The organism is Acidaminococcus sp. (assembly GCF_057597765.1).
The window spans coordinates 75342-90273 of sequence record NZ_DBMBXK010000005.1; the positions used below are offsets into that span (position 1 = coordinate 75342).

The window sequence follows — 14932 nt, forward strand, 5'->3', positions numbered from 1 at the left end:
AGGGGGTGCTGCAGCGCAGCACCCCCTTTAATCCGTCCGTCTTCCATCGCAAGGGGTCTTTTGATGTGAGAAGGCACTTGTTCCATTCCGTTTATTATTTTTTGTCTGCTTCGTCTATTTCCTTGTCTTCTGCCGCCAGGGCCGCTTCGTCCGCTTTCTTTTCCTTCTTGAAGAACTTCATCACAAAGGGAGAGAGCAGGGACAGCAGGCACAGGGCCAGCAGGATCTTGCAGATGTTGGTGGACAGCAGGATGCTGGTATCCCCGCCGGAAAGGCTCAGGCTCCGGCGCAGTCCTTTTTCGCCCAAAGGCCCCAAAATCAGAGCCAGCACAACCGCAGCGGTGTTCATGTTGCATTTCCGCATGAGATACCCGATGACCCCGAACACAAACATCACCTTCACATCAAAGGCACTGTTGTTGATGGCAAAAGAACCCACCACGCACAGCACGAAGATGCTGGGAATCAGGATGGCATCGGACACCCGGGCAATCTTGGCGAACAGACGGCAGCCCAAAAGGCCGATCAGCAGCATGAAGAACTGGATGACCACGAATCCGCCAAAGAAAGTATACGTCATGGGAGCATACTTTGTAAAGAGTTCCGGTCCCGGCTGGAGCCCGTGGATGATCAGCCCGCCCATAAGCACGGCGGTAACGCTTTCCCCGGGAATCCCCAGAGTCAGTGTGGGAATCAGGGAACCGCCGGTTACTGCGTTGTTGGCCGCTTCCGACCCGGCAATCCCTTCAATGGAGCCCTTGCCGAATTCTTCCGGATGTTTGGAGAACCGTTTGGCTTCGTTGTAGCCTAAAAAACAGGCAATGGAAGCCCCGGCTCCGGGCAGGATGCCGATGATGTTCCCGATGATCCAGCTCCGGAGCACCGTGGGGGTGATCTGTTTCATTTCCTTCAGGGTCAGCATGATCCGGTCACTGAACTTGGCGGCTTTGGCCCGTTTCACAATGGCTTTTTCCGCCAGGATAAAGGCCTGGCTCATGGAAAAGAGACCAATCAGGGCACAGGTGATGTTGATGCCGTTATAGAGAGAATCCTGGCCGAACATGAACCGTTCTACCCCCTGCATGGGGTCCATGCCGATGGTGGAGAGAACCAGCCCGAAGGCCCCGGACATGAGCCCCAGGATCATGGAATCCGTGTTGATCCCGGCGATGATGGTGAGGCCGAAGAGGCTCAGCCAGAAGTATTCCGGACTGCCGAATTCCATGGCCAGTTTGGCCAGCATGGGAGCAAAGAAATACAAGGAAATGCAGCTTAACAGTCCGCCCCAGAAAGAAGCGATACAGGCAGTGGCCAGGGCTTTCCCGGCCTTGCCCTTTAAAGTCATGGCATACCCGTCGATGGCTGTGGCCGCCGATGCCGGTGTACCGGGGGTGTGGATCAGGATGGCGGAAATGGAGCCCCCGAAAATGGCCCCGCAGTAGATGCCTCCCAGCATGATCAGCCCGGCGGAAGGTTCCATCCCAAAGGTCAGGGGCAGCAGCAGGGCCACCCCCATGGCCGCCGAAAGCCCGGGCATGCACCCGATGACGATCCCCATGGTCACGCTGGCGATCATAATGACGATATTTATAGGCGAAAGGGCGTTGATGAACCCCATGGCCATCAATGCGTATTGATTTTCCATTCTTTCATCCTCCCTTTCCTAGAGCAGTTCTTCCAGCAGCAGGCCGTCCGGCAGAGGCACGGACAGGAATTCGCTGAAGACAATATAGATCAGGGCCATGAGCACCACCAGGGTGATGGCCATATACTTCTTTTCAATGTGGAAAAAGTGCAGCATGAACAGGAGATATAAAATAGCAGAAGGATAAAATCCGATCAGCACCATCAGCACAAAGAAAAGGATGGAGGCAATCAGGAAGGTGAAGAACTGCCTGGGCAGGAAATGGGTCCACACTTCCGGCAGATCGTTGACAATGGTGAAATGGCCGTGGCAGCTGCAGGCCATCTTCACTAGCTGCATGAGAGTCAGCACGGCCAACAGGCCGATGACGAATTTGGGATAGCTCTGTGCCGCCGGAGGCAGTTGCAGTGTCTCGTAAAAGAAGAAGGCACAGAATCCCAGCATGAAGATCACTACACTGAGTTCCGATTTTTTCATAATGGTTTCCCCTCAAAAGAGGGGCTGCACCCTGGCAGCCCCCGATTTATTCCGCTTGTGTCATTCAGGCGTCCTGGTACAGTTTGCTGACCACGTCTTTGCAGAAGGTCATCTGTTCCTGGATCAGTTTGCCCAGTTCCTTGCTGTCCATGTAGTGGAGTTCCAGACCGGCGTTCTTGTGGTCACGGATGGTCTGTTCATCGGTCATGGTCATCTTAAAGGCATTTTCATAGAATTTGATGATGTTTTCCGGAGTGCCTTTGGGAGCCACCAGAGCACGGGCGGAGCCGTACCACTTGTTGTAGTAGCCCAGTTCACCCAGGGTGGGCACATCTTTGTAGTTGTCCAGGCGTTTTTCAGAGAATACGCCCAACAGTTTCAGGGCTGCGTTGCTGCCCCGGATCAGAGGTTCCACATCCCCCAGTTTGGCGCAGGAGAAGTCCACTTCGCCCTGGCGCAGGGCCAGCAGCTGGTCAGCGGTACCGCCGTAAGGCACCGCATTGTATTTGAACTTGGCGGTGGTGGACAGCAGCTGGGCTGCCGTGTGGTTGGAAGCCTGTACCCCGTTGGTGGAAGCCTTCAGTTCGCCCGGATGGGCTTTGGCATATTCCACCAGATCTTTCAGGCTGTTGAACTGGCTGTCCTTCCGGACTACCACAACCCCGGTTTCCTTCAGATGGTTGCAGATGGGAACGATGCTCTTGTCATCGAAGGAAGCATTCTTGGCCAGAGCCAGGGTGGTGTAGGTGGGCAGGTTGATGAAGCCGATGGTGTAGCCGTCCGGTTTGGCTTTTGACAGTTCCGTCCAGCCGATCTTTCCGTCAGCGCCGGGTTTGTTTTCGATGATCAGGGTCTTGCCTACGAATTTTTCCGCATCCTTGCAGAGTACCCGGGCACCGGTATCCGTGCCGGACCCTGCCTTGTAGGCTACAATGACCTTGATGTCCTTGTTGGGTTTCCATTCACCGGACGCTTTCTGAGCTTTCTTGCCCCCGCAGGCACCAACAGCCAGGGCCAGGGCACAGATGGCGGACGCAGCCAGCCACTTTTTGAGTTTCATACAAATCTTCCTCCTTTATAAAGACTTTGTAAAAATGTAAAAACTCTGTAAAACTATTGTAACATATTTTGGAACGTTCGCCTACTGAATTTTTGGAAAAAACACGCAAGGCATAAAACTTATAGAAAACCGTTTTGTTTATCTTTTAAAGAATCAATAATTATTGTTAAAAACTTATCTTTTATGGTATAATACAATAAACAAAAATCTGTCTCCAAAGGACACGATTTCTCTGGTTGAGAGAGATTTTCAGTACAAAGGAGGAACTCACTATGGCAAGACTGCGTCTCATGCGTGCACCGCTGAAATATGTACAGGGGAGTGGAGCCCTGAAGGAATTCTACGATTATTTCAAGGATCTGGGGAAGAACTGGCTGTTCATCTGCAGCCGGAGCGGCCACCGGACCTGCCATAACAAACTGGAAGAAAGCTTCGGCACCAGCGATACCCACCGGCACTACGAAGTGTTCGGAGGCATCTCCAGTGTAGGGGAAATCGACAAGTTCCGGAAAATGGTCCGGGCGGAAAACATCGATGTGGTGGTAGGGGTCGGCGGCGGGTCCGCCATCGATACCGCCAAAGCCACGGCTCATTACGAAGGAAAACGGGTGGTGATCATTCCCACAGTGGTAGCCACTGATGCTCCCTGCACCGGGCTGTCCGTGATTTATAACGACGACGGTTCCTTCAACAGCTACCTGTTCTATCCCAACAATCCGGACGGGGTGCTGGTGGATAGTTATATCATCGCCCATGCACCGGTGAAGTTCCTGGTGGCCGGCATGGGGGATGCCCTGGGGACCTATTTTGAAGCCCGGGCCTGCTATCGGACCGATGCGCCCAGCCTGGAAAACGGCGGGATCACCCGGTCCGCCATGGCCATGTGTGAACTGTGCTACGAAAACCTCCGGAACTACGGGGCCCAGGCCAAAACCGCCGTGGAACACCAGGTGGTGACCCCGGCCCTGGATGCCATCATCGAGACCAATGTGTACCTGTCCGGGGTGGGGGCGGACAACGGCGGGCTGGCCTGTGCCCATTCCTTCTACAACGGGATCACCTCCCTGGGCGGTCACAGCGCTCCTCACGGAAACTGTGTGGCTTTCGGTACCCTGGTCCAGCTGGTGCTGGAAGGGGTGGAAGAGGATGAATTCCGGGATGTCCAGGGCTTCTGCAAAGAAGTAGGCCTGCCCACCACCCTGGCCGAACTGGGCATCACCACCGATGAACAGATCCGGCAGATTGCCAGAGCTGCCTGTGTGCCCGGAGAAAGCATCCACAACATGGTGGCCGACGTAACCGAAGATCAGCTCTATGCCGCCATCATCCAGGCAGATGCCCTGGGGAAATAAGAGCCTCCATCGGCCATTGACAATTGACCATTGACAAGGAGCTGTTGCTCATGCAACAGCTCCTTTATGGTATAATAGAAAAAATACTTGTCCAGCCCAGTCCGGACAGATTGGCGGTTTTCTTATGTCAGATACAGCACCTCAGCCTTCCAAAGAAGCCAGAAAGTACCAGAAGATGCTGGAGGCCCCGGTGAAGCCTTTGATTGCTTCCCTGGCCCTGCCCTCCATTATCAGCATGATGTGCACCAGCTTCTACAATATGGCGGACACTTATTTCGTCAGCAAAATCGATACCGCCTCCACTGCAGCGGTGGGGGTCACCTTTGCCACCATGGCCATCATCCATGCCATTGCCTTCTTTTTCGGCATCGGCTCCGGCAACAGCATCTCCCGGCTCCTGGGGGCCAGACGCCGGCCGGAGGCGGAAACCATGGCTTCCACCAGCTTCCTGTACGTGTTTCTCTGCGGCCTTCTGATTGCAGTGGTGGGGAACCTGTTCGCTCCCCAGCTGGCTACCCTTATCGGTTCCACCCCTACCATCCTGCCCTATGCAGTCCAGTACATGAGCGTGATCCTGGTGGGGGCGCCCGTAATGATGTCCAGCCTGGTGATGAACAACCATCTCCGGTTCCAGGGCAGCGCCGCCTTTGCCATGGTGGGGATCACCATCGGAGGATTCCTCAACGTGTTCCTGGATCCTCTCTTTATCTTCCAGTTCCATCTGGGGGTGGCCGGGGCAGCCTATGCCACCATCCTCAGCCAGTTTGTCAGTTTCTGCATCCTCCTTTTCATGACCCGGCAGGGGGCCAACATCCCCATCCGGCTGAAGAACATGCATCCATCCTGGCCCATCCTGAAGGAAATCATCGCCGGCGGGGCTCCGTCCCTGATCCGCCAGGGCACCCAGAGCCTGTCCACCATTTTCCTCAATGTGGCGGCCGGGGCCTTCGGGGATGCAGCTATTGCGGCTATGTCCATCGTCACCCGGCTCAGTTTCTTTGCGGCCTCCGTGATCATCGGCTTCGGCCAGGGTTTCCAGCCGGTGTGCGGGTTCAGCTACGGAGCCAAAAAGTACCGCCGGCTCCGGGAAGGCTTCTGGTTTGCGGTGAAAAGCGGCACCCTGTTCGCTCTCATAGCCGCTGCCGCTGCCATTGTGTGGGCGGTACCCATTCTGGAACAGTTCCGGGATGATCCCCTGGTGATTGCCATCGGGTCCCGTACCTTACGGTGCCAGGCCCTTACCTTCTTCCTGGTGCCTCTCACCATTTTAACCAACATGTGTCTCCAGACCACCCGGAAAACCGCCGGAGCCATGCTGGTGGCCGCCGGACGCAGCGGTCTGTTCCTGATTCCCACTCTGCTGGTGCTGCCCAGGGCTCTGGGGATCACCGGCCTGGAATGGAGCCAGAGCGTTTCCGATTTCTGCGGCTTCCTCCTGGCAGTTGTGCTGATCCGGAAGTTCTTCCAGAAGCTCCCGGAGGGGGAGGAATAAAAAAGGGGGGTGTTGAACATAACGTGCAACACCCCTTTTCCGTTGTCTCACCAACGTACTTTCCCTTTTTCCCATGTTACAATACAACCAACAAAAGGAAAGCAGGTGGTACCCATGAAACTGACGGCGGGACAGGTGTTTTCTCTGGGCCGGACCCATCAGCCGGTGGCCGGGTGCACGGTTTCCCAGCAGATCGCCGGAGGACGGAACCCGGTGTGGGTCTTTTCTCTGGGGGCTGGGACGGACATCAGCGGGGAGATCTATCCCTATTACAAACTGCTCCTGGTCCAGGAAGGCCGGCTCCAGCTCACCGGAGCCCTGGCAGGCACGGTGCTGGAACCGGGTCAGAGCATCCTGACTCCTACAGGAGTCCCTGTGGGCATGAGCGCAGAAGTGGATACGGTGTATGTGGAAGTAGAGATTCAGAAGGAGGATATCATGAACAAAGCAGTGGAAGCAGGCAAAGCATTCAAACTGGCAGAATTGCTGCCCTATCAGGAAGGCCGGATCGTGAATATGGATGTGGTCCACAATGAAAAGATGAAATTCGTGGTCATGGCTTTTGACGCCGGCACCGGTCTCAGTGAACATGCGGCCCCCGGGGATGCCCTGATCTTTGCCCTGGACGGGGAAGGGATCATCGGTTACGAAGGAAAGGCCCATACACTGAAAGCGGGGGAACAGTTCCGGTTCGCCAAAAACGGGCTCCATTGGGTGAAGGCAGAAAAGCCCTTTAAAATGGCTCTGCTGCTGACCCTGGAATAGGGAGAAAGCCATGGCTGGACGCAGACCGAAGATCCGGATCACCGTTACCGACCGGCGGGGGAAGATGGGCTGCCACCGGGGCCATCATGTGGGGGAGGTCTTCGATTTCGACGAAGACCGGGGCAAAATCTGCCCCATGGCCATGCATTGTGCCTTTCCCTACATCGACATTCTCCGGTACGGAGGCCAGATCCCCGGCCAGCCTAAAGGCACCGCCGAGTTCTGCTGCAGCGATGCGGATACCATTATGGTGTTCAAGGCGGAAGTGGTGGAAGAATAAAAGGGACTGCTGCACGTTGCGTGCAGCAGTCCCTTTTATTCTTCCCTCAACTTCTTCAGCGCCAGCCGATAGATCTGGCTGGGACCGATTTTTTTCTTCAGCAGAGGATCGGTGGAATGGACGATGCTCCAGCGGAAAGTTACCGTTACCGGGTTCCCGTTGACCTGGTGGATGGCCTGGAGCCGTTTCTGGATCTTCCGGGCCAGGGCTTCCGATTCTTCCGGGTTGGCTTCCCGGCGGATAATGGCAAAGGTGGAATTGTAGAGCCGGGAAATGGCGGAATCTTTGCCAGCCAGGTTCTGGATAATCTGAGCCTCTTTCCGGATCAGATCCTGGAGCAGAGCCGGTTCGTAGCTTTTTTTCAGATAGTTGTCAAAACAGCTTTCCAGTAAAATCAGACAATAGAGGCGGGCCTCTCCTTCTGTATCTTCCTGGCAGTGGATCAGGTCTTCCAGGAATCCCTGCCGGTTCCGCAGACCGGATATTACATCATCATAGGGTGTGGGGAGTTCGTGACGCAGCTTTCGGTTCAGTTTCTCCATATCCAGAAAATATCCCATAAGCCCGATGATCTGCCCGTTCCAGTACAGGGGCCATTTGCTGCAGGTAATGGGATGGAGCTGGCCTTTTACGATACATTCTCCCGGCACGTCTTTAACAGTGATTCCCTTTTGCAGGACATCCAGTTCATCCTGTCGGTAGGGGATATTATCCCGGTGCCAGTTCATGTCCTCATCGGTTTTCCCGATAATCTCTTTTTCAGACTGGAAGCCGTAATGGTCCAGAAAGGCCTGGCTGGCCCCCCGAAAACAGCGGTTCCGGTCCTTCCAGAAATATTTGATCTGGGTGTTCTTTTTCAGGCTGTCCCAGAGCAGGGTAGGGAGGACCTCCGCCGTTTTTGCAGGAACAACCGGCATTCTATCCTCATCTTCCAGGGTCCGGTCTGCCGTAAGCATCAGAGAACTGTCCCCATGGGTCAGCTGGATGGCCATACATTCCCGCCAGGTGTAGTTGCCCGTGCTGTTCCGGCACCGGAACAGCTGGGAAATCCTTCCGGTGGGGCTTTTCTGGATGCGAGCCAGCACGGTGTCCGGGTCCGTGAAGGCCAGATAAGTCGCCTGGTCTTCCTCGAATATCCTCTTCCGGGCAAAATCCTTCAAGGCCGTCCGGATATCCTGGAACTTCCAGGGACCGGACACATGGCTGGAGTTGTTGTTGGCATAAAGCATCTCAATGGTATCTTTTTTCAAATCCACCAGGTTCACATCATCGAACATGCTGTACAGATACCGGAGATTGGCATCCATTTTGTTCTGGCGGATCTGGGCGTTGCTTTGGGAAACGTTGGTGAGGGTGGTGGTGATCAGCAGATGGCCGTTCATCTCACAGACCACTTGGAGCCGGACCAGCACGTAATCTCCGCCGTCGATGTAGACATAGGATTCCGGTCGGTGCGTGGTCCGGGACCGTTCCACACAGAACAGGTAGGTGCGGAGGGCATCCCTGTTTTCCGGATGATTCAGATTGTATTGGATCTCCTGGAGGGTGTAGCTCATGTGGCGGATGGCATTGTCATAAGCCTCATTGGTATAAAGATAACGGATGGCCCCTTTTTCATCCATGCCAAAAAGAGCCAGGGGACTGTCCGTTTCGTGGATTTCGCCGCTGGCCCGGTCATAATAGTGGCACCACTTCCGGGGTTCCACCACCCGTTTTTCCTGTTCCATCAAAGCCAGGGTATCCTCCAGAGGCTGGGGCTTTCCGTAGTAGAACCCCTGCTGCCGTCCGCAGCCGATGGAAGCCAGATAGTCCGCCTGTTCCCGGGTTTCCACCCCTTCCACCAGGGTCTTGATCCCCAGACGCTTGGCCATGGTGATGGCTGAAGAAACAATGATCCGGGACGCTTCCGTAAAATTCCGGAGGAAGTCCATGTCCAGCTTGATCAGATCCAGCTGGAAGTCCTTCAGGATGTTGAGAGAAGAGTAGCCGCTGCCGAAATCGTCCAGCCACACTTCATACCCTTCGGTCCGGAGCCGGTCCACCTCCTTGTGCACCTCTTCCGCATTCTGGGCCAGGACGCTTTCCGTAATCTCCACATGGAGGAAATCCCGGGGAATGTTGTATTTCTGCCGGGTATCTTCCACCAGGGAAAAAACATCCAGGCTGGAGAAATCATACCGGGACAGGTTGAAGGAAACCGGGATGATGGGAAGGTTGGCATCCAGCCGCTGGCGGATGGTGCGGCACACTTCTTCCAGCACATAAGCATCCAGCCGGTGGATCTGCCGGGCCTCTTCCAGCACCGGGATGAAGGTGGCCGGGGAAAGGATTCCCGACTGGGGGTCCACCCATCGGGCCAGGGCCTCCAGACCGCACAGATTCCCTGTAAGGGTACGGATCACCGGCTGATAATACACCTGGACCCAGTGGTTTTCCAGTGCCTCCTCCAAGTGCTGGAGAATGTACTTTCCCATACAGTCTGCTGATACCATAGTGCCATCTCCCCTGCTTTCAGTACGGTTATGTAAAATCTGCTACTATAATAATTATCGCACAATTATCCTGCATCATCAAGCATATTCAAAGTGAAGAGCACAGAACCGCAGGGGCCGCATCACACCGCCGTAGGGGCGGTTCAAGATTTTCGCCGCAGGCAAAATATCGCCAGAGCCACCCGCCTGCACGGGGGTCCGTTTCTCCGGGCAACCAATGGCATACCACGTTGAAGTCCTTCCCTGAAAGGGAAGGGGGACCGTCCGCAGGACGGTGGATGGGTTTGGCCGGAGGTCATGCAGCACGCTTCACTACGGTATTCCCTGATTCTGTTTAATCCGCCCTTGCCCAGATCGATTTGCTGAAGAAGGCCATTTTGGCCCGGGCTTTCCGGGAGGCCAGGGACGGGCGGGCCTGCGGCTCGCCCCTACGCCGTCACGGTCGGAGATTCGGCAGGGATGCGGGGAAAACGGTTTTCATCGTCCCTGTGCCGACCCCGTCCAATCAATAGCACGAAAACCCTTGACCCCAACGGTGTAGGGGCGAGCCGCAGGGGAGCCCGTCCCGGCCGCCCCTCCCTCCTGTGGACAATACCCGGGTAATTGATTATAATTACAAATGCGGTTAGTTATGCATAAAGGGATACGGGCCTTCAGTTACTGGGCAGTTTCCTTTACCGCTGAATTTACTTACAGGGGGAAAACAGTACATGCTTTTAAAGGATTTGCAGACAGGGGAGTCTGCAGTCGTTACTCAGATCGATCTGCCGTTCCAGATTGAACGGCGGCTCCAGGCCCTGGGGATGACCCTGGGGACTCGGATCCATTGCATTACCCGGAAGGGAAAGGGCATTATGGTGATCCTGCTCCGGGGCACCCGGTTTGCCCTGGGCTACAACATGACCCGGAACATTACCGTGGACAAGGTGGAGGTGGACCATGACTGATATGCAGCAGCCTGAAAAGCATCTCCACGATGCCCAGAACCTGACCATCGGATTCATCGGGAACCCCAACTGCGGGAAGACCACCCTGTTCAATGCCTTTACCGGGGCTAACCTGAAGGTGGCCAACTGGCCCGGGGTCACCGTGGAAAAGGTGGAAGGGGCCATACGGCGCCACAACATGAACATCCACCTGGTGGATCTGCCCGGCACCTACAGCCTCACCTCCTATACCATGGAAGAAATCGTTTCCCGGGACTTCATCCTCAGTGACGAAGTGGATGTGATCATCAACGTGGTGGATGCGTCCGCCCTGGAACGGAGCCTGTATCTGACCCTCCAGCTTTTGGAACTGGGGAAGCCGGTGGTTATGGCCCTCAATATGATGGACATTGTGGAAAAACGGGGGATGGAAATCGACCTGCACCGGCTGCCGGAAATGCTGGGAATCCCGGTGATCCCTGTTTCCGCCCGGAAGCGCCGGGGTCTGGACGTGCTGCTCCATGCGGCCATCCATCACCGGGACGCCAAACACACGGACCCGCTGATCCACGACCACAAGGCCGTGGGGGTCCACCGGCTGGACCACAAAATGTACGCCATGGTCTATTCCGATCCCATTGAGGACCGGATCGACCAATTGATCGCGGAACTGGAAGTGAAATATCCGGACATCATCAATCCCCGGTGGCATGCCATCAAGCTGCTGGAACAGGACCAGGAAGTGCTGAAAAAACACCCGGTGGACCGGCCGGATATCCTGGACCAGAACTACGAAACCCGGATCATCCGGGAAAAATATGATTTCATTGAAGAAATCATCCACGAAGTGCTGCTCCACAAGGAAGAAAGCGACAAGCTGACGGACCGGCTGGACAAGGTGCTGACGGACCGGTTCTGGGGGATCCCCGTGTTCCTGCTGATCATGGCGGTGGTGTTCTTCCTGACCTTTACCGTAGGGGACTGGCTGAAGGGGTATATGGAAGACTTCATCGGCTGGTTCGGAGACGGACTGGAAGGGCTGCTCACCGCCTGGTCCGTCAGCGATGCCCTGAAATCCCTGATCATCGACGGGGTCCTGGGGGGCGTGGGGACCATTGTCACCTTCCTGCCCAATATCCTGATCCTGTTTTTGACACTGGGTTTCCTGGAAGATTCCGGGTATATGGCCCGGGTGGCCTATGTAATGGAAGACGTGATGAGCCGTCTGGGGCTGTCGGGGAAGGCCTTCATCCCCATGCTCCTGGGCTTTGGGTGCACGGTGCCGGCTGTGATGGCATCTCGGGCCCTGGAACATAAGCGGGACCGGTACAAGGTGATGCTGGTGACGCCTTTTATGAGCTGCAACGCCCGGCTCACCATCTATATCCTGTTTGCAGAGATGTTCTTCGGCAGCCATGCCATGGTAGTGGCCTATTCCATGTACCTGATCGGGCTGGCGGTGGCCATCCTGGTGGCTCTGGTGCTCCATGGCATTGAAAAGGCCCAGCACCGCCAGACGGAAGACTTCCTGCTCATCGAGCTGCCGGAATACAAGCTGCCGGATATGCATACTGTGGGCATTTACATGTGGGAAAAGGTGAAGAGTTACCTGGAAAAGGCCGGGACCACCATTTTCGTGGCCACCATCCTGATCTGGTTCCTGCTGAACTTCGGCCCCAGCGGCTACACCACCGATGCAGGAGAAAGCTTCGGCGCCATTATGGGCCATGTGCTGGTGCCGGTTTTCCGGCCCATCGGCCTGGGCTTCTGGCAGATCTGTCTGGCTCTTCTGGCCGGGATTTCCGCCAAGGAAGTGGTGGTTTCCAGCTGTGCCGTGCTCTTTGGCATTACCAACGCAAGCTCTGGAGCGGGCATGGCGGAATTTGCCGCTGACCTGGAATCCATTGGGTTCACCAGCCTCAACGCCCTGTGCCTGATGATCTTCTGCCTGCTGTACGTGCCCTGTGCGGCGGCGCTGGCTACCATCCACAAGGAAAGCGGCAGCTGGAAATGGACGGCTTTTGAAGCCTTCTTCCAGCTGGCAACGGCCTGGATCGTTACCTTTGTGGCCTACCATCTGCTGAGCATTTTGTAAACAAATAAACAGTTATTGAATTATAAGCAAGAGAAAGAAGAAAAATTCCCCTTTCTCTTGCTTATTTTTTTGGTTTGTGGTATAAATAAGTCAGAAAAACGATTAAACGATTGTTTAATCGTTAGACAAGAGCAAGGAGGAAGAATCATGAAAAAGAGTTATAAAGTGGAAGTGGACTGTGCCAATTGTGCGGCCAAGATGGAAGAAGCGGTGAAGGCCACTCCGGGAGTCCAGGATGCGGTGCTGAACTTTATGTTGCTGAGGCTGAAGGTGACCTTTGCAGAGGGGGCGGATCCGGCGGAAGTCATGGGCCGTTGCCAGGCGGCTGTGGCCAAACTGGATGACGATTGCAAGATTTACTGTTAAAGAATGGCTGAATGGATACCGGAGAGGATGGGAATATGGAACAGGAAAACAAGATCATGATCGGCCGGATCGCCGCCGCCTTTGTGCTGACGGTGGCCGGGGCCTTTCTGCCGGATGCCTGGAGCGGGGAAGGGGTGGACCTGGAATACCGCTTTCTCCACCTGCTGCCCTATCTGGCGGCCTATCTGACTGTGGCCTGGGACATCCTGCTGAAGGCGGCGAAAAATATCCGGAAGGGCCAGGTGCTGGATGAGAACTTTCTGATGGCGGTGGCCAGCCTGGGGGCCTTCGGTCTGGGCATCTACCAGAACGGGGACTATGCAGAAGCGGTGGCCGTCATGCTGTTCTACCAGGTGGGGGAACTGTTCGAAGACTATGCCGTGGACAAAAGCCGCCGGAACATCAGCGAACTGATGGATATCCGTCCCGACTATGCCAATGTGGAGCGGGACGGGAAACTGGTCCGGGTGGACCCGGATGATGTGGCCATCGGCACCCGGATCATCGTCCAGCCCGGGGAAAAAGTCCCCATTGACGGCCGGGTGGTGGAAGGCCGGTCCAGTCTGGATACGGCGGCTCTCACCGGGGAAAGCCTTCCCCGGGAAGCGGCCCCTGGGGATGAAGTGATCAGCGGCTGCATCAACCTCAGCGGGGTGCTGACCATAGAGACCACCAAAGAGTTCGGGGAATCCACCGTATCCAGGATTTTGGACCTGGTGGAAGACGCCAGCTCCCGGAAAGCGAAATCTGAAGTGTTCATCACCAAATTCGCCCGGGTCTATACCCCGGCGGTATGCAGCGCGGCACTGGCCCTGTTCCTGCTGCCTCCTCTGGTGCGGATGGCCCTGGGCATGGCGCCTCTGTGGCACATGTGGCTGTACCGGAGCCTACTGTTTTTGGTGGTCAGCTGTCCCTGCGCCCTGGTGCTGTCCATTCCTCTCAGCTTCTTTGCGGGGATCGGGGGCGCCAGCCGGCAGGGGATCCTGATCAAGGGATCCAACTATATGGAAACCCTGGCCCATACGGCCTATGTGGTGATGGACAAGACCGGGACCCTGACCCAGGGGGTGTTTGAAGTTTCCGCCGTCCATCACAACAAACTGGAAGAAAAAAAAGTGCTGGAAATGGCGGCCCTGGCGGAATGTGCCTCCAGCCATCCCATCAGCAAAAGCCTCCAGCAGGCCTACGGCAAACCCATCGACAGGAGCCGGGTGACGGATATCCAGGAATACGGGGGTAAAGGGGTGGTGGCCCGGGTGGACGGCCATACCGTGGCCGCCGGGAACGCCAAACTCATGGAAATGCTCCACATTCCCTATGTGAACTGCCATATGGTGGGGACCCTGGTCCATGTGGCCATCGACGGGGCATACCATGGACACATCCTGATCGCCGACCGGATCAAGGACCATGCCGTGGAAGCCGTCCGGACCCTGAAAGCCAACGGGGTGAAAAAGGTGATCATGCTCACCGGGGATGAGAAACGGACGGCGGAAGCGGTGGCCAAAGAGCTGGGCATCGACGAAGTCCGCAGCGAGCTGCTGCCCCAGGGAAAGGTGGAACAGGTGGAAGAGCTGATCCGCCGGAAAGAGCCCAAGGAGAAAGTGGCCTTTGTAGGGGACGGGATCAACGACGCCCCGGTGCTGTCCCTGGCGGATGTGGGGATTGCCATGGGGGCCCTGGGCAGCGATGCGGCCATTGAAGCGGCAGATGTGGTGCTCATGGACGACGACCCGCTGAAAATCAGCAAAGCCATCCGGATCGCCCGGAAATGCGTGGGTATCGTGTACCAGAACATCGTGTTCGCCATCGGCATCAAGGTCATCAGCCTGGTTCTGGGGGCTCTGGGGTTCATCAACATGTGGTTCGCCATCTTCGCCGATACCGGGGTGCTGATCCTCTGTGTGCTGAATTCCATGCGGTGTCTGTTTGGGGGGAAAAAGTGAAAAAAGAGTACTGCACATGGGAAAATCGGACATGTG

General features: G+C 56.0%; 12 protein-coding genes. 8 read left to right on the top strand and 4 right to left on the bottom strand.

Annotated elements, in window-relative coordinates:
- Positions 1 to 94 precede the first annotated feature (94 nt).
- The 3 genes from ACZOF8_RS04580 to ACZOF8_RS04590 form a co-directional block, all read right to left on the bottom strand.
- Positions 95 to 1645 (bottom strand): tripartite tricarboxylate transporter permease, encoded by a 1551-nt coding sequence (locus ACZOF8_RS04580; protein WP_022487786.1) that lies wholly within the window; start codon positions 1643 to 1645, stop codon positions 95 to 97.
- Between the two features lie 18 nt (positions 1646 to 1663).
- Entirely contained in the window at positions 1664 to 2122 is a 459-nt protein-coding gene (locus tag ACZOF8_RS04585; protein ID WP_022487787.1) for a tripartite tricarboxylate transporter TctB family protein, read from the bottom strand.
- 64 nt (positions 2123 to 2186) lie between these two features.
- Positions 2187 to 3182 carry a Bug family tripartite tricarboxylate transporter substrate binding protein gene (locus ACZOF8_RS04590; RefSeq protein ID WP_022487788.1) on the bottom strand — a complete coding sequence of 332 codons (996 nt, stop codon included), beginning with the start codon at positions 3180 to 3182 and terminating at the stop codon, positions 2187 to 2189.
- Positions 3183 to 3454: 272 nt separating this feature from the next.
- On the opposite strand from ACZOF8_RS04590, the gene ACZOF8_RS04595 reads away from it, so the two are divergent.
- From ACZOF8_RS04595 to ACZOF8_RS04610, 4 genes are all read left to right on the top strand, one after another.
- The gene (locus ACZOF8_RS04595; RefSeq protein WP_487426616.1) at positions 3455 to 4534 is read left to right on the top strand and encodes a glycerol dehydrogenase; all 1080 of its coding nucleotides are present in this window, start codon (positions 3455 to 3457) and stop codon (positions 4532 to 4534) included.
- Positions 4535 to 4658: 124 nt separating this feature from the next.
- Positions 4659 to 6026 (top strand): MATE family efflux transporter, encoded by a 1368-nt coding sequence (locus ACZOF8_RS04600; protein WP_229778474.1) that lies wholly within the window; start codon positions 4659 to 4661, stop codon positions 6024 to 6026.
- 114 nt (positions 6027 to 6140) lie between these two features.
- Entirely contained in the window at positions 6141 to 6791 is a 651-nt protein-coding gene (locus tag ACZOF8_RS04605; protein WP_022487792.1) for a cupin domain-containing protein, read from the top strand.
- A gap of 10 nt (positions 6792 to 6801) precedes the next feature.
- Entirely contained in the window at positions 6802 to 7071 is a 270-nt protein-coding gene (locus ACZOF8_RS04610; protein WP_022487793.1) for a TIGR04076 family protein, read from the top strand.
- Between the two features lie 35 nt (positions 7072 to 7106).
- On the opposite strand, the gene ACZOF8_RS04615 is transcribed toward ACZOF8_RS04610, so the two are convergent.
- Positions 7107 to 9545 carry an EAL domain-containing protein gene (locus ACZOF8_RS04615; RefSeq protein ID WP_487426617.1) on the bottom strand — a complete coding sequence of 813 codons (2439 nt, stop codon included), beginning with the start codon at positions 9543 to 9545 and terminating at the stop codon, positions 7107 to 7109.
- A 728-nt stretch (positions 9546 to 10273) separates the two neighbouring features.
- Between ACZOF8_RS04615 and ACZOF8_RS04620 the strand changes: the two genes are divergently transcribed.
- The 4 genes from ACZOF8_RS04620 to ACZOF8_RS04635 all read left to right on the top strand — a co-directional run bounded on the left by ACZOF8_RS04620 (position 10274) and on the right by ACZOF8_RS04635 (position 14896).
- Positions 10274 to 10510 (top strand): FeoA family protein, encoded by a 237-nt coding sequence (locus tag ACZOF8_RS04620; RefSeq protein WP_022487798.1) that lies wholly within the window; start codon positions 10274 to 10276, stop codon positions 10508 to 10510.
- On the top strand, positions 10503 to 12584 hold the full coding sequence (feoB, locus tag ACZOF8_RS04625; protein WP_487426618.1) for a ferrous iron transport protein B: 2082 nt from the start codon (positions 10503 to 10505) through the stop codon (positions 12582 to 12584). The genes ACZOF8_RS04620 and feoB overlap by 8 nt, the downstream gene beginning before the upstream one ends.
- A 147-nt stretch (positions 12585 to 12731) precedes the next feature.
- A complete protein-coding gene (locus ACZOF8_RS04630) occupies positions 12732 to 12950 on the top strand; it encodes a cation transporter (protein WP_022487800.1) in 219 nt (72 codons plus the stop codon).
- 35 nt (positions 12951 to 12985) lie between these two features.
- Complete coding sequence (locus tag ACZOF8_RS04635) at positions 12986 to 14896, top strand: heavy metal translocating P-type ATPase (protein WP_022487801.1); 1911 nt, start codon at positions 12986 to 12988, stop codon at positions 14894 to 14896.
- Positions 14897 to 14932: the final 36 nt, after the last annotated feature.

Coding starts and splice junctions, on each gene's coding strand:
- ACZOF8_RS04635 (WP_022487801.1), top strand. CDS start 12,986: ATGGAACAGGAAAACAAGATCATGATCGGCCGGATCGCCGCCGCCTTT.
- ACZOF8_RS04620 (WP_022487798.1), top strand. CDS start 10,274: ATGCTTTTAAAGGATTTGCAGACAGGGGAGTCTGCAGTCGTTACTCAG.
- ACZOF8_RS04585 (WP_022487787.1), bottom strand. CDS start 2,122: ATGAAAAAATCGGAACTCAGTGTAGTGATCTTCATGCTGGGATTCTGT.
- ACZOF8_RS04600 (WP_229778474.1), top strand. CDS start 4,659: ATGTCAGATACAGCACCTCAGCCTTCCAAAGAAGCCAGAAAGTACCAG.
- ACZOF8_RS04615 (WP_487426617.1), bottom strand. CDS start 9,545: ATGGGAAAGTACATTCTCCAGCACTTGGAGGAGGCACTGGAAAACCAC.
- feoB (WP_487426618.1), top strand. CDS start 10,503: ATGACTGATATGCAGCAGCCTGAAAAGCATCTCCACGATGCCCAGAAC.
- ACZOF8_RS04595 (WP_487426616.1), top strand. CDS start 3,455: ATGGCAAGACTGCGTCTCATGCGTGCACCGCTGAAATATGTACAGGGG.
- ACZOF8_RS04580 (WP_022487786.1), bottom strand. CDS start 1,645: ATGGAAAATCAATACGCATTGATGGCCATGGGGTTCATCAACGCCCTT.
- ACZOF8_RS04605 (WP_022487792.1), top strand. CDS start 6,141: ATGAAACTGACGGCGGGACAGGTGTTTTCTCTGGGCCGGACCCATCAG.
- ACZOF8_RS04590 (WP_022487788.1), bottom strand. CDS start 3,182: ATGAAACTCAAAAAGTGGCTGGCTGCGTCCGCCATCTGTGCCCTGGCC.
- ACZOF8_RS04630 (WP_022487800.1), top strand. CDS start 12,732: ATGAAAAAGAGTTATAAAGTGGAAGTGGACTGTGCCAATTGTGCGGCC.
- ACZOF8_RS04610 (WP_022487793.1), top strand. CDS start 6,802: ATGGCTGGACGCAGACCGAAGATCCGGATCACCGTTACCGACCGGCGG.